A 24024-nucleotide genomic window follows, 5' to 3' on the forward strand; every position below is an offset into this window, starting at 1 on the left:
GGGGTGGTTCCTTCCTGGGGGCCTTGGAGAGGGGGGAGTTCGCGGGGTGAGCGGGCGGTCAGGAAGGGACCAGCCCCTCGTGCGCGATCTCCAGCGTCTCCACCGCCGCCTGCGAACTGGCCGGGTCGAACGACGGGCCCTGCCAGCGCACCGGCACGATCCCGTACACCTGCCAGCCGATGATCCGGCTCAGGTCGGGGCGCAGCGCCACGATCTCGCCGTCCTTCGGTTCGACCCGGCGCAGCGTCTCGTCCAGCCACCGGCCGATCTTCGCCGTGTCCGCCGTCACCGGCCGGGTCAGCGTGATGTTCGACCAGGTCACCCGGCCCGGCAACTGCCAGGTGAACCCGTTGTTCCCGCCCTCCGCGTACGTCTCCATCTCGACCTGCGCCCCCATGCCGGAACACGTGTGGAACGCGCCGAGGTCGTTCCCGCCGATGTTGAGCCGGAAGAACACGCTCGTGGCGAAGATGTTGTCGGTCATGCTGCTCGGGTTCCGTCCGTGGGGCGTTCGGGGGTGGCGGGGGGTCTTGGGCGCGGGTGTCTCAACGGCGGCCGTCGAAGGGACGGCCCGTGCGGTCGCGGCCCCGGCGCAGCTCGTTGCGCAGGAGACGGGAGACGGGGTCCAGCAGGCGGCGGGCCAGGTCGTCGAGGTCGGGGGAGGACTCGGGGGCGGCGGGTTTGGCTCGGGTGGAGTTCTTGCCCTGCTGCTTCGAGGTGGCGGTCGGGGCCGGGGGGGCCGGATTGCCCTGGGCGGGCGGGGTGGTGGTGCCGCCCTTGTCCCGCTGGATCTGGTGGTGGACCACCGGGGCTGTGGGGGTCGGGGCGCTGGGGGCTGCGTCGCGCTGGATCTGCGCGGGGCGGACCAGCGGGGGCGCGGAGCTGGGCGTGGGGCGGACCTCGGGAGCGGAGGCCGGCGGGGTGGCTTCGCGGGCGGGGGAGTTCACCAGGAAGGGTTGTACGGCGGGGGGTTGGGGTGCCGTGACGGGGAGCGGGCGTGGCGCGGGGGCGGTGGGGGTCGCGGCCAACGGGGTGGGGCGGGCGCTGGAGGAGGGGGCGACCGGGGACCGGGGCGCGCGCTGGACCGGGGCCGACGGTTGCGCTCCGGCCGTCTCGCGTGCCCAACGGGCGGCCACTACTGGACGTTCGGCGCTCTGTCGCTGGGCGGGCGCGGCGATGGGGGGTGCCCCCTCGGTGCTGAGGGTGAGGGGGCGGGCGGGGAGGAGGTTCAGGGTGGGGGAGGGCTTGGTGGTGGCGGGGGTGGGCTGACCGGTGAGGGTGACGGACCGGGCTACGACCAGGGGGGTGGTGCCGGGGGCGGGGCGTGCGGGGGTGCGTGCCGGGGCCGACGAGGTGCCCGGTGTACGGGGGGCCGAAGTTGGGGTGGCGCCCGCTGTACGTGCCGAAGTCGGGGTGGCGCCGGGGGTATCGGGTGCCGAAGCCGACGTGCTCCCTGGGGTGCGGGGTGCCGAAGCCGACGTGCTACCTGGGGTACGGGGTGCCGAAGACGACGTGCTGCCAGGGGTACGGGGTGCCGACGTCTCCGGGGTGCCGGGTGCGCCGGCCCCCCGGAGGGTGGGCATGCCGGGCTGGGCCGGGGCCGAGGCTGCGGGGGAGTGGGCGGTACCGGGTGCGGGGTGGGGCGGGGTGCCGGGGCGTGACGGGCGCTGGTCGGTACGGGACGTCTGGACGGTGGGCGTGACCGGGCGGGCCGGGGTCAGGGGGACCGAGCCCTGGCCGGTGCCGGATGCGTTGCCGGACGCGTTGCCGGGCGGGCTCGGGCGGGCCGAAGACAGCGGCACGGAAGCCTGGTTGGTGCCGGACACCTGCGGGGCCGACGTCCCTGGACGCGCCGGGGTCAGGGGCACCGCGTCCTGGCCTACGCCGGGGGCGGGGCGGTCGGGGGCCGTGGCCGGACGTGCCGGGCTCCGGCCGCCGGGGGGCGTGGCCGGGGAGACGGGACTCTGCCGCTCCGGGGCGCCCAGGGTCGGGCGCTCGGGGGTGCGGGGCGTGGCCGGGGCGCGCTGTGCCGTAGGACGAGCATCCTCGGCTGCCAGCGTCTGGCGTGCGGGGGTGTCCTTGGCAGCGGTGCCGGGCATCTCCTGCGCGGGGGCGCTCGGGCGGGCCACGGTCAGGGGCGCCGAGTCGGCGGGGACGCCGGCCGGGGCGGAGTCCGTGGTCGCGCGGCGCTGGACGACGGCGTCGGACGTCGACTCGCCGGCACCCTCAGGTCCGCCCAACAGGGGCTTCTGCGAGGGTTGTTGAGGCGTCGGCGCAGCCGCCCGCTGCACCGGCGCCCGCCCGGACCGCTGCCCGGTTCCGGGCACGTCGGCCGTCGGAGGCAGCTCCGACAGCGGTGCCCCCAGACCCGTCCGGGTACGGGGAGCCTGCGGCTCGACCCGCCGCTGGACGGGCTCGGCAGCCGTCGGCTCGGCCCGGCTCTGCACCACGGGAAGCACAGGCCCCGGAGGGGGGTTCCCCTCCACAGCCCCCTGCTTCACCGGCACGGCGGTAGGCGGGAGTTGGGTCATCGGCTCACCCAGTGGCGGACGGCTCCCCTCGCGCCGCTGAACCGTGGCCTGCTCGGCCTGAGCAACCTGGCCGGCCTGCACCTGAGGCTCAGGCGCGGCCACCCTGGGAGCAACGGTCGGCACAGCAGCCACCCGCCGCACGGGACCGACCGGCCGCCGAGCGACGACCAGCGAGCGGCCCACAGGAAGCGGACGCACGGAGGGAGCGACGGTACGCCCGCTCTCCGTACCGGATGTACCGGATGTACCGGCCGAAGCCGGACCGCTCTCGGCACGCCCCCCGGTGGGCGTCGGCGCGACAACCGGCCCCGCCCCACCCGCACGAGGGCCCACCACCGCAACGCGCCGCACCACAGGAAGCGCCCGCGTGGCCGGAGCCGGTGCGCCCGCCGCCCGCTGCACCGCAGGCTCCGACGCGCCCCCGTCGAGCACCGCAGGAGACGACGTGGACGTAAGCCCGCGCTGCTCCCCGACCGACTCGGCAGCCCCACGCCGCTGCACCGCAGGCGCACCGGCACGCCCGGCCTCGGCCGCTTGCCGGGCCCGGCCGGCCACAACCCTCTCCACCCGCTCCCCACCGGCAGGCGCGACCTCCTCCGCGTCCTCCCGCCGCACCGCACGCAACAGCAACGGCCCACCGCCACTGAACGTCTCCCCGGACCCCGAGGCGGGCCGGGCGACCCCCCGCACCAGACCCGCCGGTGCCGAAGGCAGCACCCCGTGCGCGAGCCCCGTGTCGAAGGACGGGTCGCGCCAGGCGGCCAGCCCCGCACGGAAGCCGAGCCCGTCACTGACCGCCAACGGGGCGCGGGAAACCGTCAGTTCGGGCGTGGCAGCGGCACGCCAGCCGCCGTCCCAGCCCTCGGGCACGCCGAAGCCGGCAGGCGCCCGCTCCACCGAAGCGGAGCCGGCGCTGCCGACGTTCTCGGCGGCGGGCGGCCGGGGCCGACGCACCCTGTCTCGCCATCCCATGCGGTCAACCGCCTTCGTTCACGCGGGAGTTGATACGGGCGATCTCGGTGACCCACTCCCGGCGCTCGGCATGGGTGAGGTCGAGGATCTCCTCGCGGCTCCAGTGGAAGTGGTAGGCGACGTACGCGATCTCCTCCCGCAGCCGGGAAGGCGCGTACGTCACGATTCCCCCAGGCGCCCACCCGAGAGGTCGACCTCGAAGCCGCCCTCGCAGTGCGGGCAGGTGACCGCCGCACGCGTGTGGCCTTCGCTGTTGACGCGCCGGTAGAAGTCCTGGAGGAACGCGACGTCGGTCGCGTACATCCGCTCCACGATCCCCGCGTGCACATCGGTGACCGTGCCGATCCGGGTGATCACCTGGCTGAGCAGCACGACACTGAGGTACGCGGGGTTCTCCTTGACCCGCAGGTCGATCTGCGGGCGCAGCTCGTCGCGGGCCGTGGCCAGCCGCATCGACCCGTGCCGGTGCACGGTGCCCGCCTCGTCGACGTACCCGCGCGGCAGCTCGAACTCGAACTCCGTGCGCAGCGCGGGTTCCTGGCGCGGCGGCGCCGCGGGCGTGAACGGCTTGGACACCGCCTCCGCCTCGTCCTTCGCGGGAGCCGTCGCCTGGAGGATCTCGTCCAGGTTGCCCGCGGTCACCGTACGGCGCCTCATTCGACGATGATCTCCTCGAACACGATGGTCACGGACTCGGTGGCGGCCGACGACTCGCCCGCCTTGAGGGACGGGCCCTCCCACTTGGACGCCCAGCCCTGCATGAGCTGGATGCGCCGCACGGTCTCACCGGTGGAGTCCTTGATCTCGATGGTGAGGTTCTGCCGCGCCGTGTCCACCGCGCCGTTGTTCAGCGTCTCCTTGATCCAGGAGGTGAACTCGCTGCTCTGGTCGAGTCCGCGGGTGATCGTGATCTCGCCGGCCTGGCGGGCGCCCGGCTGCTTGCGGATGATCTGCTTGCCCTCGGAGCTGACCTGCCGGACCTCGACGACCTCCTCCTCGACGCTCAGGCCGCTGATCTCCTGGATGGATTCGACCAGGTAGCCGCCGAGCTGGACGCCGAAGATATGGGTGGAAAGAGCATCGCCCTCAGCCATGACTGTCTGTCACCTTTCTGGGTGGGTAAGTGCCGGAAGCGACGGACGTCACTCGTCGACGAGGCTGGTGCTGTCGGAGAACTGCGCCAGCCGGAACACCACGAACTCGGCCGGCTTGACCGGCGAGACGCCGATCTCGCAGACCACGCGTCCCTGGTCGATGGACTCCTGCGGGTTGTTGTCCCGGTCGCACTTGACGTAGAACGCCTCGGCCGCCGTCCGCCCGAACAGCGCACCCCGGCGCCACTCCTCGGTGAGGAAGGCGCTGACGTTGCGCCGGATGCTCGACCAGAGCCGGTCGTCGTTCGGCTCGAACACCACCCACTGGGTGCCGAGCAGGATCGACTCCTCCAGGTAGTTGAAGAGCCGGCGCACGTTCAGGTAGCGCCACGCCGGGTCGGAGGAGAGGGTGCGCGCACCCCAGACCCGCACACCCCGGCCGGGGAAGGTACGGATGCAGTTCACGCCGATCGGGTTGAGCAGGTCCTGCTCGCCCTTGCTCAGCCGCAGCTCCAGGTCGACCGCGCCGCGGATCACCTCGTTCGCGGGCGCCTTGTGCACCCCGCGCTCGGTGTCGCTGCGGGCCCACAGGCCGGCGACGTGCCCGCTCGGCGGGACGGTGATGTTGCGTCCGGCGGCCGGGTCCAGCACCCGGACCCAGGGGTAGTACAGGGTGGCGTAGCGGGAGTCGTAACCCGCCTCGTCGTTGCGCCAGTTGCGCACCTGCTGCGCGGACAGACCGGGAGGGGCGTCCAGAACGGCGACGCGGTCGCCCATCTGCTCGCAGTGCGAGATGACGGCGAGCTGCACCGTGCGCAGGCCCTCGGCGTCGATGTCACCGCGCTGGTAGGCGCTCATCAGGTCGGGGACGGCGACCATGGTGATCTCGTCCACGCTCTCCAGGCCGGCGAAGCCGGTGCGCGCGTCGGCGTCACCGACGTACTCGGCCGGGTCCAGCCGGGCCACCTGGCCGGAGGTCGAAGGCGCGGGCGCGGCCGGGGCGTCCGGGACGGCGATCGTCTGCGCGGCCGGCCGGGTCTGGTTCCCGCCGCGCTGCTCGGTCACCTCGATCAGCTTCGAGTTGCGGGCCTGGGTCGGCAGGTAGCCCTTGACGTTGCGGCGGGTCGAGGCGTCGTAGGTCTCGGCCACCTGCTCGCCCTGGCGGACCAGGACGCGGAAGCGGTCCTCCGGGGGGTTCTCGCCCTCCGGGTCGGCGATCTCGATGGAGACGCCGGTCACGCCGGGCTTGGCCGCGATCTGGAAGCCGCCCACCTCGACGGCGAGCGCCGCCTGCTCGCGCCGCGCGCCGTCACCGTTCCCGGCCGGGGCGGAGGAGTCCTCGGCGGAGCCGCCGATGCGCACGACGTAGGCGGAGCCGCCGATGCGCACGACGTAGGCGGAGCCGCCGCCGTTGGCGAAGTAGCCGTAGACGGAGTGCGGCAGGTACGCGCCCTGCACGAAACCGCCGAAGATCCGGCTGTACTGGTCCCAGCTCGTCACCAGCGTGGGCTCGTGGAACGGGCCGTCCTCGGCGAAGCCGACGAACGCGGCGACCGCGGTGCCCACACCCTCGATCGGGCGAGCACCGGACTGCACCTCCTCCACGTAAACACCTGGGGTGAGGTACGTCGGCATGCTCGCTCCTTCACGGGTCCTGCGGTCCGGGTCTCCTCCACCCTTTCCGTAGGCCGTGCCCGGAGGCAGGGGACAACGGGCCCTGCGCGGGGGCAGCCCGGCTGCCCGCGCGGGCGGGCACGCCGCACCGCGCGTGCAGGGTCAGGCGGCCGTGACCTGCGCGAGCCAGGGACCGAACTCGGCGGCCAGCACCAGCCGGCCGAGCTTGCGGTACTCCTGCGCGACCGACTCCACGACCTGCCGCATCGTCAGCTCATTCCCCGAATCCGCCGCGAGATACGCGGCCGTCACCGCACACGACCGGATCGAGCCGCCCGCCAGCTCGAAGCGGTCCGCGCAGAACTTCAGGTCGACGTCGGCGGCGCGGGGCAGCCGGTCGCCCAGGCACCGCTCCCACAGCGCGAGCCGCTGCGCCGCGTCGGGCATCGGGAAGTCGGCCACCACGTCGAGCCGCCGGGTGAACGCCTCGTCCAGGTTGGCCCGGAGGTTCGTGGTCAGCACGGCGATGCCGTCGAAGGACTCCATCCGCTGGAGCAGGTACGCCGACTCGATGTTGGCGTGCCGGTCGCGGGCGTCCTTCACCTCGGAGCGCTTGCCGAAGATCGCGTCGGCCTCGTCGAACAGCAGCACCGCGTTGACCGCCGACGCCTCGGTGAAGATCCGCTCCAGGTTCTTCTCGGTCTCGCCGATGTACTTGTCCACCACGGTCGACAGGTCGACCACGTACAGGTCCATGCCCAGGTCGGTGGCGACCACCTCGGCGGACATCGTCTTGCCGGTGCCGGACTCCCCGGCGAACAGCGCGATCACGCCCCGCCCCCGGCCACCGCCGGGCCGCATGCCCCACTGGCCGAGGACCTGGTCGCGGTGGCGGGCACGCACCGCGAGTTCGCGCAGCCCCCGCAGGGTCCTCGGCGGCAGTACCAGGTCGTCCCAGCCGACGGCGGGCTCCACCCGGCGCGCCAGCCGGGCGAGCCCCGCGCCGTTCTGCGCCCGCACGGCGGCCCGTACGTCCTCGGCGTCCACCGGGCGCCCGGCGAGCGCGGCCGTGCGCACCGCGGCGTCGGCCGCGCGCCGGAGCTGGCCCGAGTCGAGCCGGTGCGCGGCCACGGCACGCGCCAGGTCCTCACCGCCCGAGCCGTCCGGGGCCCCGGCCGCCTCCAGCGCGAACCGCCACCGCACGGCCTGCTGTTCGGGCGAGGAGGTACTCACGGTGAAGGAGACGGGCGTACGGACGGCCCACGCCGGGTCCCAGACCTGCGCGCCGTAGGTGAACAGCGGGATGCCGGACAGCGCCGCGCACACCGTGCGCAGCACATGGGTCCGTTCGGAGGGCTTGTCGGGGAGGTCGTCCAGCGGGCCGAGCACCACGCCGGCGCCGGTCAGCCGGGCCTCGCGGGCGGCCGCGGCGGCCAGTACGGGCAGGTCACGGGCGTGCCGGGCGAGGGCCACCGCGTCCAGGACCAACGGGACGCGGCCCGCCTCCCGCAGGGCCGCGTCGGCCAGGCCCTCGGGGGCACCGCCGACTGCCCGCAGGTGCACATGCCCGGTGCCGCTCCGGACCCCGGCGGCGGCCCGCCGGACCAGCGCGGGGTCGGCCGCCGGGTCGGCGGTGTGCTCGCCGAGCACGGCGCCCAGGCGGGCGTCGGGCGCGGTGTCGCCCAGCAGATGCGCGGTCACCCGGTCGGGCACCGTCAACACCCGCGACAGCGGCGGCCGTTCTGGTTCCTGGACCTCCAGAAGACCGCCCGCGAGGAGCGGTGCGCCGGGGGAGAGGCGGAAGCGGGCCGGGGAGAGCCCGGTGTGCCCGCACAGTTCGAGGGCCAGCCCGACGGTGGGCCGGCGCCGGGTGAGGTCGTCGTTCAGATAGCCGTAGAGCTGCTCGAAGCGGGCGTCCACGTCCGGGGCCAGGGCCACCAGCAGCAGGTCCACGTCGACGGGGGAGAGGCCGAAGTCCCGTGCCAGGCGGCCGAGGGGCGAGTCCTCCGCCGACCGCTCGGGCTCGGCGGCGGACGGTTCACCCCGTGTGTCGAGGACGCGCTGGGCCGCCTCGGGGGTGAGGTACTGGCCCCGGTAGGGGTCGTCCGGGTCGGGGTCGACGGCCCGCCGCGCGGCGACCGCCTTCCGTACCCGCTCCTCCACGGTGTGCAGCCGCCGCCACAGCTCCGGTTCCACGGTGTGCGTCATGGCTGGCGGTCACCCCTCCTGCGGCGCCGGGCGGGCGCGGGGCGCCGCTCGCGGGACCCGCCGAAGCCCTCCCCGCCGGGGTCGTCGATCTCCGTGTAGCGCAGCCGGCGCGTGGACTCCGGCTCGTCCGGCTGGGAATGGGGCACCGACCGGACGACCAGGCCCTCGGTGACCGGAGGCGCGGCGACCCGCTCGATGCCGGCCAGCGGGGCGCGTACCCGTACCCCGAGCGACGGCTTCAGCTCGCCGCCGAGCGCGGACCACACGTCGGACGCGGCCGGGGCGTCCAGGCCGGTGCCGCCCGCGTCCAGGCCCACGATCAGGCCCAGTTCGGCGAGCGTGCCGGTCAGCAGATGCGGGGCCAGGGTGTCCGTGGACGCCAGGGTGGACAGCACCTGGGAGAGCAGCCGGTGCTCGTCCTGCGGGCGGCTCGCCCACGCGGTGACCAGGTACGTCAGCTCGAACCAGCGGGCGGGCGAGCGGCGGGCGACGACGAAGCCGTCCTCGTCGTAGATCTCGCCCGCGCTGCTGTTGCGCCGCGAGTTGTCCTCGCGGATGTCGTACAGGAACGCGCACACCGTGGGCGCGCTGCGCCGGGCCGCCCAGTCGCTGGTCGGCGCGTCGAAGACCACCTCGACGCCCGACGCGGCAAGACCGGACTCCTCCAGCAGGCCCCGCAGGGCCTCGTCGACCTCGTGGATCACCGGCGGGTCACCTCGTCCGGGGGCTGCACGCTGCCGTTGACGACCAGGAAGTCCGTCTTCACCGGCGAGAAACCGGGACCGCTCGCGGTGATGGTGCGCGGACCCGTCTGGTCCTTGGCCAGGATCAGGAGCTGCCCGATGAACGTGCCGTCCGGCAGCGGCACCGTCGGCGCTGCGGCGGCCGTGATGCCGGGCTTCCAGCGGAACCGGACCGGCACGCCCGGCGGGAAGTCCTTGCCGCGCACCGAGGTCACGAAGCCGGGCTTGCCGATCGGCGGCACGGCGACGATCTTGGGCTGGAGGATACGCAGCCGCTGCCGGGCGGAGTTGTCGCTCCGGTCGGCGTCCGTGCCGGTGGTGGTCAGGGTGGCGGTGACCTGGGCGGTCAGCGCCTTCTTCGGGCTGAGCACGACCTGCAGGGTGCTGCGGGCGCCGGGCGCCAGATCGGGCAGCGCGCACAGCCAGTTGGCGTCACAGCCGGGCGGGCGCCCGTTGTTCGGCACGTTGGCGGGCAGCCCGATGCGCAGCCGGAGCCCGGTGGCCAGCGCGTTGCGGCCGTTGCGGACGGTGTACGTGACGACCACACGGCCGCCGACATAGCCGGGGTTCGGGTTCGCGGTGACCGTCACACCCGGCCCGGCCTTCGGCGCCGGGGGTTCCGGAACCGGCGGCGCCGGGGGCGCGGGCGGTACCGGGGGTGTCGTGGGCGGCGTCGGGGTGGGCGGGGTCGGGCTCGGCGTCGGTGTCGGGTCGGGCGGCGCGGGCGCCTCGCGCACCGGGACCACCGTGCGGTCGGTGTTGTCGCTCGGGTCGGGGTCGATCACCGCGCCGGTCACCGACCAGTCCACGGGCTGGTCGCCGGGCGTGACCCCGGTGACGGTGACGGTCACCGGGACGGTGGTGCCGGGCGGCACCACACCGAGGTCGCAGGTGAGCCCGTCCACGTCGCAGCTCCGGCCGGGCGCGGCCAGCCCGGTGACGGTCGCCCCGAGGGGCGGCGCCACGGTGAACCGGGTGCCGGGCGAGGCCGCCGGACCCTGGTTCACCACGTCGACCCGGACGGTGCCAGTACGGCCGACGACCACCTGCCCCGACGTGTCCGGAGCCTGTACGGCCAGGTCCACGGACTGCTGGACCGAGGGCTCCTTCTGACGGCCCCCCAGCCCGGTGGTGAGCGGGGTCAGGGCACCCGACTCCACGTCCACCCGGCTCAGCTTCTCCGGGCTGTTCGCCGCGAGCTGGGCACGCGAGCTGAACACCAGACCGGTGCCGTCGGCCGTCCAGGCGGCGTCACGCGGCTGGAACGGACCCGTCGCCGAGGCGTCCGGCAGCTCCCGGCCGCAGGCACCCGGCAGACCACGGCCGGCGGCGGGCAGCAGCACCCGGCAGTCGTCGCCCGACACCGAGGTGAGCAGCAGCCCGCCCTGCTGGTCGACGCGACCGCCACCGGCCTTGCGGTTGAACGCGATGGTCTGCCCGTCGGGCGAGAAGGCTGGGCTGTCGTCGATGACGTCACAGGCACCGGGGCAGTTGGCGGCGCTGAGGTCGCGCTGCTGGTCGAGATGGTCGACCGGGACGGTCCAGATGTGCTTGTTGCCGTTGCCGCCGTTGATGACCTGCGTACGGGTGAAGGCGAGCCGGGTGCCGTCGGAGGACCAGGTCGGCTGGGCGTCGGTGCCCTGCGCCTGCCCGGCCGGCGGGGTGATCGTGCCCCGCAGCGCGCCGGTCGCCACGTCGGCGATGAGCACCCGGCTCGGACCGGCCGCATCGCCGGTACCGCCGGGCGAAGTGCGCCGGAAGGCAAGGGACTTGCCGTCGGGGGAGAAGGTCGGGTCGGTGTCCCAGTCCGTCGCGCCGCGCCCGGCCAGGGGCAGGGGCCGGGCGTTGGAGCCGTCGGCGTCGGCCAGCCAGATCCGCTCGATGCGTCCGGCCTCGGAGTCCTCGAACCGGGTCAGCACGATCTGCCGCCCGTCCGGAGTGTAGTTCTGCCGCTCCGTCCACGGGTCCGACCCGGCGGCGGGCTGGAACAGCGGGTCCTTCGCCGGGTCGGTGTTGGTGTCGGCGGCCGGGTCCTCGTTCAGGATCGTCAGACCCAGGTCGCGCGGGTCCGAGCCGTCCGCGCGGGCGTCCTGGAGGGTCACCACGTGCGGTCCGGCGGCGGTGGTGCGGTCCACCACGGCCCCGCCGCCGTCCACCGGCCCGAGCCAGGTGACCGTGCCGACCTCGCGGTCCTCGGTCAGCACGAGCGACCGGTTGCCGTCGTCGTCGGAGTGCACGACCGTCCTGAAGACGTGGTCGAAGTCGCCCTCGCACGTGCAGTCGCGGTCCGGGCTGAGGAACAGCACCTGGTTCCCGTCGGGCAACCAGGCTGCCCCATGGGTACGCCAGCCTGCCTCCGTGGCCCCCAGCAGCGGGCCCCCGTCGCCCGAACTCGCGTAGACATAGCGGAGCTTGGGGCCGTCGGCGCTGGTGGCCGTGTAGGCGACGATGTCGCGCTTCTCGGCGGTGTCCAGCGGGTTCCACGCCGGTTCGCTCGCCGTGCCGTTCGCCGGATCGGTGACCCGGTTCGCGGTGCCGCCGCCGAGCGGACGGACGTAGATCTGCTGGCCGACCAGGGGATCGGCGTCACTGGAGTACGCGAGCCGCCCGCCGTCCGGCGACACCGTCGGGCACTCCTCGTCGGCCGGGGTGTTCGTCAGCCGGGTCAGGCCCGTGCCGTCGGTGCGCACCAGCCACAGGTCGCGCTGGGTCGCCCCTCCGGGGCCGCCGGGCTCGGCGGAGTCGAAGACCACCGACCGGCCGTCCGGCGTCAGCCGCGGGTGCGCCGCGTCCCGGCCGCTGGTCAGCTTGGCCACGGAGCCGTCGGCGGCCCGGAGGTAGACCTGCGGATTCCGCTCGTCCCGGCGGCTGGCGAACACCAACTGCTCGCCCAGCGCCGAGGGTTCCACGTCGTAGTGGGTCGCGCCCTCCCCGAACAGCGGGGTGCTCGACTTCGTCGTCGCCACCCGGCCCAGGCTGCGGTGCCGGGTACCCGCGAAGGCGATCCGGGTCACCCCCGCGTCACCGGCTCGGGGGCGGGCCTTCGCCGTACCGGGACCGGCGGCCGCCGTCACCGCCAACAGGGGGACCAGCAGCAACAACGCCAGGCCGATCCGCTCCAGCGGGTACCGCCACCCGCCGGCCTTGTCCGTGCCCGTCACGGGCCCACCTCACCGTCCGCACTTCAGCTTTCGCACAACCGTCCGCCATCCTGGGCGTCGCCGTCCCTGGTGCGGCAGGGCCGACGGGACGCTCCCGGGGGAAGCGGCAAAGGGGCTTTCGGGCAGTGTGCCGACAGCCGGTGGTCAAGACACCTGTCAGATCAGGCCGTTGCGCAGGGCGTAGCCGACCGCGTGGGCCCGGTTGCGGAGCTGCAGCCGGGTGATCACCTCGTGCAGCACGTTCTTCACGGTCCGCTCGGAGTACGAGGTCTTCCGGGCGATCTCCCCGGTGTCCAGGCCCTCCGCCACCAGCCGCAGCATCTCCGTCTCCCGCGGCGCCAGCGTGGACAGCGAGGCCGCCCGCGGGTCCAGCGGGGAGGAGCGCTGCATGCTGCCGACGTGGGTGAGGAGTTTGGCGAGCAGATCGCCGGGCAGCATGCCCTCGCCGTTGGCTATGGCGAGGACCAGCCGCAGCAGCCGGTCCTGGTCGGCCTCGGCGCGGCGGAGCACCGCGGCGACCCCGTTGTCTATGGCGCGCTGGAGAGCGTCACCCGACTCGAAGGTACCGACCACCAGGCCGGTCCGGGTCGCGGAGTTGTGGCGCAGCCGGTTGAGCAGGGCCGATGTCTCGTCGTCCACCGTGTCCACGGTGATCAGGGAGACCTGGGCGCTCTCGGCCGCCCCGGCCTCCACGAACTCGATCTCGGGGCGCTGGCGCAACTGGTGCACGATGCCGACGTAGAGGACGGGATCGGGGGCATAGACGGTGACAGAGACCCGCTCGGGGCGCCTGGCCGAGGTGGTCCAGGGTGCGGTGTGGGCGGCGGGAGCGGGATGGTTGGCCTGAGGGCAGCTCGTGGTCATGAGTCCTGATTTCCATCGAACGTGTGGGGGTGGTGCGGCGCGCCGGTGGAGCAACGTGCGGGACCGAGCGGCGGAAGTCGGCCCGCGCACGGTCTTCGAAGGTCAACTGGTGCTATCCGAAAGGGAGTAGGGGAGCGCTGTCCGGGGCACGAGCGCTGCCCGCGGGCTTGCCCTCGCGTCTCTCCGAAGGGAAGGGGCCGCGTCATACGGTCACCGGGTGACGTCTCCAGCATCCACCCCCAGCCCCGGCGCGCCCGGTTCCGACATCCCCGCGGTGTCGGTGACGCCCGGCGGGCTCGCCACCACCACCCTGACCGTCCGCAACGACAGCGACATCGTCGAGGCATACGGCCTCGAGGTGGTCGGCGACTGCGCGGCCTGGGCCACGGTGGAGCCCGCGCGCGTGTCCCTGTACCCGGGCACCTCCGAGACGGTGACCATCCGGCTCGAACCCCCGAGGTCCCCCGAGGTCCGCGCCGGTGAGGTGCCGCTCGCCGTCCGCGTGCTGCCCACCGAGCACCCCGAGGCGGTACGGGTGCCCGAATCGACCGTACGGGTCGAGGAGTTCCGGGAGCTGCGCGCCGAGATCGCCCCGCGCCGCCGCCGGGGCTGGCTGCGCGGCCGTTACCGGCTGGCGCTGCGCAACGAGGGCAACACCCCGGTGACGCTGGGCTTCACGCCCGCCCAGCCCGGCGAGGAACTGCGTTTCACCCTCAAGCCCGCCGAACAGACGCTGGAGCCCGGCGAGTCGGCGGAAGTGGGGCTGCGGGCCCGGATCGGCAAGCCGGTGTGGTTCGGCGCCCCCGTCATCTGGCCGTTCACGGTCACCGTCGCCGAGACGGCGGCACCGGACGCGGCTCTGCCGGAGCCCGCCGACACCATCCGTACCCCGCTGGACGCCGAGTTCGTCCAGATCCCCGTCTTCCCCAAGTGGCTGCTCGCGGTACTGGCCGCGCTGATCGCCCTGCTCCTCGCCTGGTTCACCCTGGTACGGCCCGCCGTGCGCAGCGCGGCCAAGGAGGCGGCCGACGAGGTGGTCCAGCAGCGGCCCACCCCCGGCGGCAGCGAGCAGGCCGGCCAGGGCACGGGAGCCGACGGCGGGCGGCCCGGCACCGGCAGTGGCGGCGCGGGCAGTCAGCCGGGCACGGGCGGCGGCGACGGTACGGGCACCGGAACCGGCAACGGCGGCGGTGGCGGCGCGGCCGGAGGCGGCGGCCAGAGCTCGGCCACCATCGACGTGCAGACGGGCGGCGGCTCGGACAAGACCGGCACCTACACGGTCCCCGCGGACAAGGTCTTCCAGGTCACCGACATCGTCGTGGCCAACTTCCAGGGCGACGAGGGGGTGCTGACCATCAACTTCGGTGACCGGAAGATCACGACGATCGCGCTGGAGACCTTCCGCAACCAGGACTATCACTGGGTCACCCCCATCAGGATCGCCGCGAACGACACGGTCACCGCCCAGGTCACCTGTGCCAAGCCGGGCACCCCCGCCACCGGCAGGCGGGCCCAGCAGTGCCATGAGGTGCTCAACGTCAGCGGAGTGCTCAGCGACATCAGGTGACTTGGGCGTCCCGCACATGCTCATCGAGACGCGCCGTGATGCAAAGCCGCGACAGGGCCGGGCGTCCGGAAAACGGACCCCCGGCTCTGCCGAGCATATGACCGTATTACGCAACTATGTTCGGGTGTCTTGCCTGAATTTCTCTCGGTAACCGCGTGTAGGCGTCATTGACTATGAATCAAACTTGGCTTGATCTCCTCTAAGCACCGGAGCGGGATCACCGTCATGATCCGGTTCCGCTCGACGCGGGGTGAGGGAGCGCGGTGCGCACACACAGACACGGGACGGACCGGGACGGAACGTATGGTCCCGGCGCCGACCGCACGCGACCGGGCGGCGCTGCGACCCCTCCGCTGCTGGCCCTCCAGCGGTCGGCGGGCAACGCGGCGGTGTCCCGGCTGGTGGCGGACGCCCGCTCCGAGGACGTCGTCCAGCGCTCACCCGAGTCCTCGCGGCCCCCGTCGCGCACCTCGCAGAAGTCCGGGGACTCGCAGGAGACCGAGAGCTCCCAGGAGTCCGCGCACTCGATGACCGCCGTCGACCGGCGGAAGATCAAGTTCGCCCAGGACAAGGCCGAACTCCTCCAGCGCGTCGGCCGGATCGAGGTGTTGAAGAACGTGCCCGGCTTCATGTCCGGCCTCGACGCCTTCCTCGACAACATCGAAGCCGACATGACGGCCGGACGGCCCACCGACGTGGACGGAGCCGCCATCGACCGGATCATCGAGGGCTTCCACGATCCGCGCGTCCAGGGCCACCGGGTCCAGTACGCCTGGTTCGTCCGGCAGCAGGGCAAGGAGGGCTTCCAGGGGGCGCTCGACCGGGTCGCGGCCGGCTCGACGGAACACGGGCACCTCTGGTCCAAGATGAACTCGGCCATCCCCACCGAGGACGCGAGCGTGGGTCACGGTGTGGTGCTGGAGGCGTCCGTGCAGGGCCGCATCTTCGACGGCCTCCTGTTCGGGCTGCCGACCTGGAGCGCCTCCGACGCCCTGGCCGCGCTGTGGAAGCGCCTGTCGACCACCTACGTCCAGGCCCTCACCGGCACCGTCACCGCCCACGCCCTCGACGGCACCGTGGGCTCCAGCGTCCTCAGCACCCTGGAGTGGCCCGAGCTGCGCACGTCGATCGCCGAGGGCCGCGTGGACGGGCTGGCCTTCGTCGTCTACCGCTCCCGCGAGGACCCCTCGGGCGGCCCGGTGATCCTCGAGCCGGTGGAGACCTTCCAGGTCCGCACCCAGCAGGAGTTCGAGGGCCTGCCCGAGGCGCCGTCCGACCAGGCGTGGCGCGACCGGCAGCGCGGGATCGACCAGGAGCAGCGCGCCGCCCTCGCCGACATCCACTCGCGCGAGGACGAGATCCGCGCGCTCGACGAGTTCGTCAGCGACCTCTTCCGCCGCCACGGCCGCGACCTGCGCTTCCGGGACACCCGCACCCCGCCCAACACCCGCTCCCAGTCCGCCCGCGAATCACCCCGTTCGGGCTCTCCGGGCGCCGCCTGAGCGGGTGCCGGGCGGCCGGCTCAGGGGGAGGTCGACATCTGGTCGTCGGACCCCTGGTACTCGTCCCCGCTGCTCTGCGAGTCGAAGGTCATGGTCATGAACGGCTGCCCCGGCGACTGGGACCCCTCGGACATGTCCACGTCCGAACTGCTGGAAGAGCTGGAGTCGCTGTCCGGCGACGGGCCCGGCGCGTCGTGCAGCGTGTAGGTGGCCTTGTCGCCCGTACCGTGCTGGGTCACCAGCCCCGCCGCCACATACCGTTCGAGCTGCTTCTTGCGGCGGTCGGCGGGGATGACGGACTTCGACATGCCCGCCGCGTGCTGCTCGGCGGCGTCCGCGGCCGGCGTCCCGCCCTGGGCGCGCGCGTCGTGGTAGTCGTTGTGCGACAGCATGTCGGCCCGGTCGGCGCCGAGCGCGAGCAGCACGAAGTCGTCCATCTCCGCGTACGTCAGGGTCTCGCCGGCGCGGCGGTCGAGGTCGTCCATGGCCTTCTCGTAGAAGAAGAACAGGTCGCTCGGGTCGGCGCCGGACCTGATCAGGTCATTGGTGTCCGGCTCGTTGTTCCACTGCTTGTACGGCGCTCCGTCGTGGTAGACGTCGATCCGGGTCGGCACCATCACCGCACGGTGGTTGCCGTTCGCCGAGGCGTAGTGCACCACGAAGCGCACCGTGCCCGAGTCGATGTCCGCGAGCGCCTGCTCCATGCGCCGCCACATGCCGGTGCCCTGGTTGAGGGACCACTGCGGGACGATGTTCCGGGGGTCGTCCACACCGCCGACCTCCAGACCCATGACGTGCCCGCGGTCGTACCCGGCGCCGCCGAACAGGTCCCGCCACACGTCCGCCTCGCTGGGCACCTTCCACTTGTGGCCGGCCGCCTGCCCCTTGTACGCCTGCTGGAGCTTGCGCACCGCGACCGGGTTGGGCGCGGCGGCCCTGCCCTTGGTACCGGTCTTGTTGACCGGGCCGCTCACCTGGCGCGGACGCTCGATCCGCAGGTTCTGCGCGGCCCCCGCCCCCTTCTTGGTGGGTACGTAATGCGAGACCTGCGCGTTCTCCAGGTCCATGGTCAGGGCCCGCTGCACCATGCCGGGGTCCGCGCCGACGGCCCGCTGCACCGGCTCGGAGGCGCCCCCGCCGTCCGGCACCGGCCCGGACATCACCCGGTGCGCGTTGGCCTCCGCCGCCCGCTCGAAACGGTCACCGGGATCAGAGAGAGCGAACCCGTGCCCCGAGTCGGTCCCGGACACCGGCCCCTGCCGCTGCTGCACCACATGCGTCAACTCGTGCGCCAGCGTGTGCTTGTCCCCGCCCCCGCGCCCCAGTACGACATGACTGCCCGCGGTGTACGCACGGGCGCCGATCTCGGTCGCCGACCGCTCCGCGTCCGGCCCGCTGTGCACCCGCACATCCCCGAACCCGGTCCCGAACCGCGCCTCCATCTCCCCGCGCACCGAGGCGTCCAGCGGCCGTCCGGGCCCGCGCAGCACCCGGTTGACCGAGGACCGCTGCACGGCGGCCGCGGCGGCGGCGTTCCCGGCGGACCGCTGGAGCGCCGCGACACCGGCCGGACTCACCGCCCGGCCGGGCCCGGCGGGCCGCACGGCCTCCGCCCGGCCCCCGGAAGCCGAACTCCGGTCCTCCGCCGCCTCGTTCCCGGCGTCCTGCCGGTTCCGCCGCTGGTGTGTCGCCATCTCGCACCTTTCCTCAGTACCTCCATGGTGCGGACCGCTCGCGTGGGGCGCCAGGGCGAGCGAGGCACTGTGCGGGCATCGCGGGTGCCCGAACGGGACCCCACCGCGCTTCGGGGCCGGCCGAGTGTGGCCCCGCCCGAGGACGGGACCACACTCAGGTGCTCAGGCCGCCGGAAGGGTCCACTTCTGGGCAGCCGACCCGTTGCAGCCGTAGATCTGCAGCCGGGTGCCCTCCGCCGTGGCGGAGTTGGGATCGTCCAGGCACAGACCGGAGCCCGCGTTCTTCAGTGAACCGTCCGAGCCGGCCGTCCACTTCTGCGCGCCGGTGCCGTTGCACGCGTAGAGCTGGACGAGAGTGCCGTTGGTCGTCCCGCTGTTGGTCACGTCGAGGCACTTGCCGAGCGTGCGCAGGGTGCCGTCCGAGGCGACCGTCCAGTCCTGGGCGTACGTACCGTTGCAGGTCCAGAGCTGGATCGCCGTGTGGTCCGCGGTACCGGAGTTGGCGTCGTCCACGCAGAGCGAGGAACTGACACCGGACTTCACCGGACCGACCCGGGGCTTGGCCGGGGCGGAGGTGTCACCGGGGTAGGACGGGGGAGCGGCGGAAGCCCCGCTCGCCCAGGCGGTGTTGGCGGTGGTGCCCAGGGTGAAGCCGAGGGTGCCGCCCGACGTGAGCGCGGACGTCGGGGCGTAGGCGTTGTTCCACGCCGAGCCGTTGAAGGTCGCGGACTGGACGTAGGGGGCGTTGTCCGCCGCGCCGGAGCCGTTGACGGTGAGCGTCTTGCCCGAGGGGAGGGTGACCTGGGCCTGCGGGAACAGCGGGGAACCGAGGGCGAGATCGGCCGTGCCCGGCGTCATCGGGAACATGCCGAGCGCCGACCAGACGTACCAGGCACTCATCGCGCCCAGGTCGTCGTTGCCGTCGGCCAACCCTGCGGGGGAGTTGGACCAGATCTGGTCCTGGACCGCCCGCACCGTCGCCTGGGTTTTGTACGGCATGCCGATGTAGTCGTACTCCCACGGGAGTTCGATGCTCGGCTCGTTGCCCACCCAGGCGTAGCCGTTGGCGCCGGTGTAGCTGCGCAGCACGGTGTCGAGGTAGTCGCCCATCACCTTGTTGCCGCCCTTGGCGGTGGCGAGCCCGGCCACGTTGAACGGCACCATGCCGGTGTAGATCCAGGAGTCGGCCTCCACCATGTCCGTCCCGCTGGTCGGGTCGAACCCGCCGGTCCATGTGCCGTTGAGGTTGCGCGGCTGGACGAAGCCGGAGGCGGGGTTGAGCACGTTGCGCCAGTCCTGCGCCCGGTGCGCGTACGTCTTCTGGCTCCCGCTGTCGCCCAGGGCGCCGGCGAAGGCGGAGAGGGCGAAGTCGGCGGTGTTGTACTCCAGGGTGGTGGCGACGGGACCGTAGAAGTTGCAGCATCCGTAGCTGCCGTCGTGCGGCTCGTAGCCCGGATTGTCGAGGTAATTGAGGCCAGGACGGTCGTTGTTGGCGGTGCTGGCCTGCTTCAGCAGACCCGCGAGGGCCGCCGAGGTGTCGAAGTTCCGCGCGCCGAATGCGTAGTAGTCGGCGATGATCGCGGCGGCCGGGTCACCGACCATGACATAGGACTCGCCGTTGTTCTCCGACCACTTGGGGAAGATCCCGGTCTGCTGGTAGTCGTCGACCATCGACTGGGCGGTGTCGGACGCCACTTGGGGACTGACCAGCGCCTCCAACTGGGCCTGGGAGCGGTAGATGTCCCAGCCGGAGTAGTTGGCGTACGCGGCCCGGTGACCGGAGTCCACCTGGTGCGTTTTGCCGTCGAAGCCGAAGTACTGGCCGTTGGTGTCGCTGATGACGTTCGGGTGCAGCAACGAGTGGTAGAGCGCGGTGTAGAAGATCTTCTGCTGGTCCGAGGTCCCGCCGCCGATCAGCACCTTGCCCAGTGCCGAGTCCCAGGCGTCGTGCGCCGAGGTGCGGACGGCGTCGAAGTTCCAGTTGGGGTTCTCCGCCGCGCGGTTGGCGCTCGCGTTGGCGATCGAGACGTAGGAGACGCCCACCTTGGCCTGGACGACCTGACTGGAGCTGGTGTCGAAGGTGACGTGGGCGTTGGACGCGGCGGCCTTGGGGGTCGCGCCGTCCTTGACGGCCTTGGGCGCGGTGCCGTGCAGGCGGGGGTGGTTGGGCTTGTCCGCCGCGTTCTTCCCGGCCCGCTCGGTGCTCGGCGCCGCCTTCGACGGCGCGAGCGAGCTGCCGCTGGTGGCGAAGGGCCGGTCGAAGACCATGTCGAAGTAGACGGTGTAGCTGTTCCCGGCCCCGCAGAACCGGCCGCTCGTGACCTGCCCGCTGACCTCGGTGCTGGACACCACGTTGAACTGGGTCGAACTGGCGCCGTTCTGGCTGCCGTTCAGCTTGAAGAGCAAGTTGGCCTGGGTGGTGGCGGGGAAGGTGAACCGCGCCATCCCGCTCCGCGTGGTGGTGGCCAGCTCGGTGGTCACCTTGTTGTCCAGCGCGACCTTGTACGAGCCTGCCGTGGCGGACTCGTTGGCGTGCGAGAAGGAGTCGGTCGCCGAGTTGTTGACGGCACCGACCGTCGGCAGCACCGGCACGTCCCCCGCCGCCCCGCAGCCCGGCCCGGCGATGTGCGTGAGGCTGAACCCGGTGATCGAGGAGTCCTTGTACTCGTACCCGCCGCCCGGTGGCCGCGACGAGGTGTCCGGACTCCACTGCACCATGCCGAACGGCACGTCGGCGCCCGGGAAGTCATTGGCGTCGTTGGACGTTCCGATGAACGGGTTGACCAGATCGGCCGGATGAGCCACGAAATCAGCGACCCGCGCGGGCACCGCCGAAGCGGGCAGCGCGTACGCACCGACCAGCGCGGCCCCTGCGACGGCGGCAGCCGCCGCGTAGCCCCGACGCGCACGCCGGGGTCTGGCTAACGAAATCCAGGACATTGTTCTGTGCCTCCTGTGGGAGTGGGGGAGAGCGAGGCGGAACCGGGAACCTCCCTGGCGTGGTGACAACGTTGTCTCAGCGCTGTGGCAACGTAGTGGCGGGTCGTGCTCACGTCAATGCTGTGGGTAAGGGTGGCGCGGATGAGGTCGGGGTGCCTTCACGGAGAATCCATCCCCTACGGTTCCGTCATGACAACTACGGCGCCCCGCCCCGACCTTCGGCCCCCCGGTCTGAACGCCGACGAGAAGACCACCCTGCTGACCTTCCTGGACTACCTGCGCGAGTCCGTCGTCGCGAAGGCGGCCGGCGTTCCGGAGCCGGCGGTCCGCACGCCCGGCGTCCCTTCCGGGACCAGCCTGCTCCAACTGCTCAAGCACCTGACCGCCGTCGAACTCAACTGGTTCGTCTGGGCCTACACCGGCGCCGACCGCGACCGCTGGGACGACGAGGGCACGGTGTCCGCCGACGACACCGCGTCGGACGTGGCGGACGCCTACCGCGCGGCGATCGCCCAGGCCAACGAAGTCGTCCTCGCCTGCACCGACCTGGACCGCCCCGGCGCCCGCTCACTGCGCGAGACCCCGCCGCCGTCGATGCGCTGGGTGCTGGTGCACATGATCGAGGAGACAGCCCGGCACGCGGGTCACGCGGACATCCTGCGCGAGCAGATCGACGGCTCGATCGGCCGGTGACGCCAGCAACGCCGTGCGACCGTACCGGCCAACGGCACGGCGGAGACTTCGGCCCGGACGCGGGCGCCCGCTCCGGAACCGTCGCGCCGGAGGCTGTCGTAGGAGATCCCGGCGGCGGTGTGGCGGGCGCGGATACGGGCCCAGCGGTACGGCAGCCCGAACGCCGCCCGCGCGTCGGGGTCGGCGGCCCAGCGCAGGAAGACCAGTTCGCCACCATTGCCGGAACAGGACGCGCGAGAGGGGGCGCGGGGGCAGGGGCGTGACGTCCTCCACGTGATCGGATGTTTCCGCGGTCACGACGTACCTCGCTCCGACCTCACGCGTCCCGCGCGCATGCCCTCCACGATCGTGTCGACGGCCTCCGCCACCGTGATGCCCGGTGGCAGGGCCGGAGCGGTGCCGGTCACCGCGCGTCCGGCGAAACCGGACTCGACGTGGGGCAGGCAGATCTCCAGCACCCCCACCCCGGATCGCCGCAACTCCCGGCGGACAGCCGCCAGCCAGGTGGCCAGCGCGGCCTTCGCCGCCGCGTAGTCCGCCATGCCGGCCGGTGCCGAACGGGCGACGGTGCCCGTCACGGCGGCGAGCAGTCCGCCCGAGGACACATGGGTCGAGGCGGAGCGCAGGATCGCCATGGGGGCGAGCGCGTTGACCGCCATCACATGCTCCGCGACCGCTTCCCCGATCTCGCCGACCGGCCCGAACGCGGCCACCCCCACACAGACCACCACGGCATCGAGCCCACCCAGCTCCCGCGCCGCCCACGCAGCGGTGCCCTCGGCGCCGTCGAGGTCCCAGGCGTCGAAGGTCCGCGAGGGGCCGGGCCCGCATCGCTCGCGCACCCGGGCCAGCCGGGCCGAGTCCCGCCCAGCGAGTGCGGTCACCGCCCCGAGCCCGGCCAGCCGCTCGGCCAGCGCCGAACCGATGTCACCGGTCGCCCCGGCGACGAGAATGCGTGCGCCCCGGATCTCCACACCGTGCCTCCCGCCTCCTGGAAAGACTTCGCCCGGTGCGGGCCGGGCGGATGCGGCGGGGCGGCTTCGCGTTCCTCCTGTGCGGTCACGTCTTCTCCGAGGGCCGGCCGGTCGGGATGGGGCGCGTCATCGGGGACGGCGGCTGCTTCTTCGGCTTCGAACCGACGGCACCCGCTTCCATCGGCATGCACCGCTTCTTCCCCCGGTGACTACCAGGGCAGCTCCCCGCCCTCGTCCTGCAGCGTCCCCGTAGGACCGTCCGCGCCCAGCGTCGCCAGGCGGACGACGACCTTCGCGCTCTCCTCGGGCGACCGCCCGATCCCGAAGTCCGCCGTCATGTCGGTCGCGGTGGTGCCGGGCTCGACCGCGTTGAACTTGATCTCCGGGTAAGCCTTGGCGTACTGCACCGTCAGCATGGTCGCCGCCGACTTCGACGCGGAGTACAGCAGGGTCGGCAGGCTGAACTCGGGCCGCTCGGGGTTGTTCACGGCCCAGAAGGAACCGGCGCTGCTGGACACGGTGACCACAGTGGGGTCGGCGGACCGGCGCAGCAGGGGCAGGGCCGCCTCGGTGACGCGTACGATCCCCACCGCGTTGGTGTCGAACACGCGCAGCGCGCTGGGACCGTCCACCTCGCCGAGCCCCAGGACGCCCGCGTTGTGCACCAGGACGTCGAGCCGCCCCTCCTCCGAACCGATCTTCTCCAGCGCGCTGTTGACCGATTCGTCGTCGGTCACGTCGAGTTGGACGAACCGCGCGCCGATGGCTGCCGCGGCCTTCTCGCCGCGCTCGGTGTCCCGCGCGCCGATGTAGACGGTGTGGCCCGCGGCAAGAAGCTGCTTGGCCGTCTCGAAACCGATGCCCTTGTTGGCGCCGGTGATCAGTGTGATGGTCATGGGTGTACCTCCGTGATGAGTGATGCGCGGGTGGCTGCCGTCAGCCCGTCAACTGCCGCCGCAGCTCGGCGGCATCGTGCAGTGCGGCCATGTGGACGAACCGTCCGTCCCGGACCTGATAGATCGCGTACTCGACGATCTCGAACGAGGCCCCGGTGGGCCGCACGCCGAGCCACTCCTTGACTGGCGTACCGGTGTTGACGAGACGGGCGGCCAGGCGGTCCCCGTCGAACAGCAACTCCCGGAGTTCCCAGTGCAGATCGGGCACCGCGTCCACGTCGTGCCGCTGTACGGCGAGAAGGTCGTCCCGAGTGGCCGGTTCGCCGTTCAGGGTGGTCCGGTCGGCGATGAACTCGCCCATGCCGTCGAACTCGTGGGCGTTGAGTGCCTTGAGGTAGCGCTCGTAGAACGCGCGCAGGTCGGACATCGGCCGGCCTTTCTGTGGGGGGGGGGGCTCAGATCTGGTTGAGGCCACCGTCGACGTACAGGCTCGACCCCGTGACGAAGCTGCTCTGGTCCGAGGCGAGGAAGGCCACGGCGGCGGCGACCTCCTCCGGCCGCCCGAGCCGGC

General features: G+C 72.9%; 20 protein-coding genes. 4 read left to right on the forward strand and 16 right to left on the reverse strand.

Annotated features, from left to right (window positions below):
- Positions 1–58 precede the first annotated feature (58 nt).
- The 10 genes from E5083_RS28300 to E5083_RS28340 all read right to left on the reverse strand — a co-directional run bounded on the left by E5083_RS28300 (position 59) and on the right by E5083_RS28340 (position 13187).
- Complete coding sequence (locus E5083_RS28300) at positions 59–484, reverse strand: phage tail protein (protein ID WP_030809270.1); 426 nt, start codon at positions 482–484, stop codon at positions 59–61.
- Positions 485–545: 61 nt separating this feature from the next.
- Complete coding sequence (locus E5083_RS32075) at positions 546–2240, reverse strand: hypothetical protein (protein ID WP_167513649.1); 1695 nt, start codon at positions 2238–2240, stop codon at positions 546–548.
- Between the two features lie 1267 nt (positions 2241–3507).
- A complete protein-coding gene (locus E5083_RS31370; protein ID WP_167513650.1) occupies positions 3508–3666 on the reverse strand; it encodes a DUF6760 family protein in 159 nt (52 codons plus the stop codon).
- Positions 3663–4160: a zinc-ribbon domain-containing protein gene (locus E5083_RS28310; RefSeq protein ID WP_031183844.1), complete on the reverse strand. Its 498-nt coding sequence runs from the start codon at positions 4158–4160 to the stop codon at positions 3663–3665. The genes E5083_RS31370 and E5083_RS28310 overlap by 4 nt, the downstream gene beginning before the upstream one ends.
- Positions 4157–4597 (reverse strand): phage tail protein, encoded by a 441-nt coding sequence (locus E5083_RS28315; protein WP_030803419.1) that lies wholly within the window; start codon positions 4595–4597, stop codon positions 4157–4159. Before E5083_RS28315 ends, E5083_RS28310 begins: the two co-directional genes overlap by 4 nt.
- A 48-nt stretch (positions 4598–4645) precedes the next feature.
- Positions 4646–6232, reverse strand: a complete 1587-nt coding sequence (locus E5083_RS28320) for a phage tail sheath family protein (protein ID WP_135788513.1) — start codon at positions 6230–6232, stop codon at positions 4646–4648.
- 141 nt (positions 6233–6373) lie between these two features.
- On the reverse strand, positions 6374–8419 hold the full coding sequence (locus E5083_RS28325) for an ATP-binding protein (protein ID WP_135788514.1): 2046 nt from the start codon (positions 8417–8419) through the stop codon (positions 6374–6376).
- Positions 8416–9123, reverse strand: a complete 708-nt coding sequence (locus tag E5083_RS28330) for a Pvc16 family protein (RefSeq protein WP_135788515.1) — start codon at positions 9121–9123, stop codon at positions 8416–8418. The genes E5083_RS28325 and E5083_RS28330 overlap by 4 nt, the downstream gene beginning before the upstream one ends.
- Complete coding sequence (locus E5083_RS28335; protein WP_244317678.1) at positions 9120–12323, reverse strand: hypothetical protein; 3204 nt, start codon at positions 12321–12323, stop codon at positions 9120–9122. Before E5083_RS28335 ends, E5083_RS28330 begins: the two co-directional genes overlap by 4 nt.
- A 156-nt stretch (positions 12324–12479) precedes the next feature.
- Complete coding sequence (locus tag E5083_RS28340; RefSeq protein WP_135788516.1) at positions 12480–13187, reverse strand: response regulator transcription factor; 708 nt, start codon at positions 13185–13187, stop codon at positions 12480–12482.
- Between the two features lie 217 nt (positions 13188–13404).
- On the opposite strand from E5083_RS28340, the gene E5083_RS31550 reads away from it, so the two are divergent.
- Together E5083_RS31550 and E5083_RS28350 are read left to right on the forward strand one after the other, a co-directional pair.
- On the forward strand, positions 13405–14754 hold the full coding sequence (locus E5083_RS31550; protein ID WP_244317679.1) for a COG1470 family protein: 1350 nt from the start codon (positions 13405–13407) through the stop codon (positions 14752–14754).
- Positions 14755–15017: 263 nt separating this feature from the next.
- Entirely contained in the window at positions 15018–16256 is a 1239-nt protein-coding gene (locus E5083_RS28350) for a hypothetical protein (protein ID WP_135788517.1), read from the forward strand.
- A gap of 20 nt (positions 16257–16276) precedes the next feature.
- Here E5083_RS28350 and E5083_RS28355 read toward each other — a convergent pair whose 3' ends face one another.
- On the reverse strand, positions 16277–17950 hold the full coding sequence (locus E5083_RS28355) for an eCIS core domain-containing protein (RefSeq protein ID WP_135788518.1): 1674 nt from the start codon (positions 17948–17950) through the stop codon (positions 16277–16279).
- Between the two features lie 162 nt (positions 17951–18112).
- Positions 18113–20890 carry a lectin gene (locus E5083_RS28360; protein WP_425276759.1) on the reverse strand — a complete coding sequence of 926 codons (2778 nt, stop codon included), beginning with the start codon at positions 20888–20890 and terminating at the stop codon, positions 18113–18115.
- Positions 20891–21079: 189 nt separating this feature from the next.
- Here E5083_RS28360 and E5083_RS28365 point away from each other — a divergent pair, with 189 nt between their 5' ends.
- Positions 21080–21583: a DinB family protein gene (locus tag E5083_RS28365; RefSeq protein WP_135788519.1), complete on the forward strand. Its 504-nt coding sequence runs from the start codon at positions 21080–21082 to the stop codon at positions 21581–21583.
- A 293-nt stretch (positions 21584–21876) separates the two neighbouring features.
- Here the strand turns inward: E5083_RS28365 and E5083_RS28370 are convergent, their stop codons facing one another.
- A complete protein-coding gene (locus E5083_RS28370) occupies positions 21877–22557 on the reverse strand; it encodes an SDR family NAD(P)-dependent oxidoreductase (RefSeq protein WP_135788520.1) in 681 nt (226 codons plus the stop codon).
- 35 nt (positions 22558–22592) lie between these two features.
- Between E5083_RS28370 and E5083_RS31380 the strand changes: the two genes are divergently transcribed.
- Positions 22593–22766, forward strand: a complete 174-nt coding sequence (locus tag E5083_RS31380) for a hypothetical protein (protein WP_167513651.1) — start codon at positions 22593–22595, stop codon at positions 22764–22766.
- Here the strand turns inward: E5083_RS31380 and E5083_RS28375 are convergent, their stop codons facing one another.
- The 3 genes from E5083_RS28375 to E5083_RS32080 all read right to left on the reverse strand — a co-directional run.
- The gene (locus E5083_RS28375) at positions 22767–23453 is read right to left on the reverse strand and encodes an SDR family NAD(P)-dependent oxidoreductase (protein ID WP_135788521.1); all 687 of its coding nucleotides are present in this window, start codon (positions 23451–23453) and stop codon (positions 22767–22769) included.
- A 40-nt stretch (positions 23454–23493) separates the two neighbouring features.
- Complete coding sequence (locus E5083_RS28380; RefSeq protein WP_135788522.1) at positions 23494–23880, reverse strand: ester cyclase; 387 nt, start codon at positions 23878–23880, stop codon at positions 23494–23496.
- Between the two features lie 28 nt (positions 23881–23908).
- On the reverse strand, positions 23909–24024 hold a 116-nt coding region (locus E5083_RS32080; RefSeq protein WP_135788523.1), incomplete at its 5' end, for an SDR family oxidoreductase.

This window comes from Streptomyces bauhiniae (genome assembly GCF_004784475.1).
Classification (GTDB): domain Bacteria; phylum Actinomycetota; class Actinomycetes; order Streptomycetales; family Streptomycetaceae; genus Streptomyces; species Streptomyces seoulensis.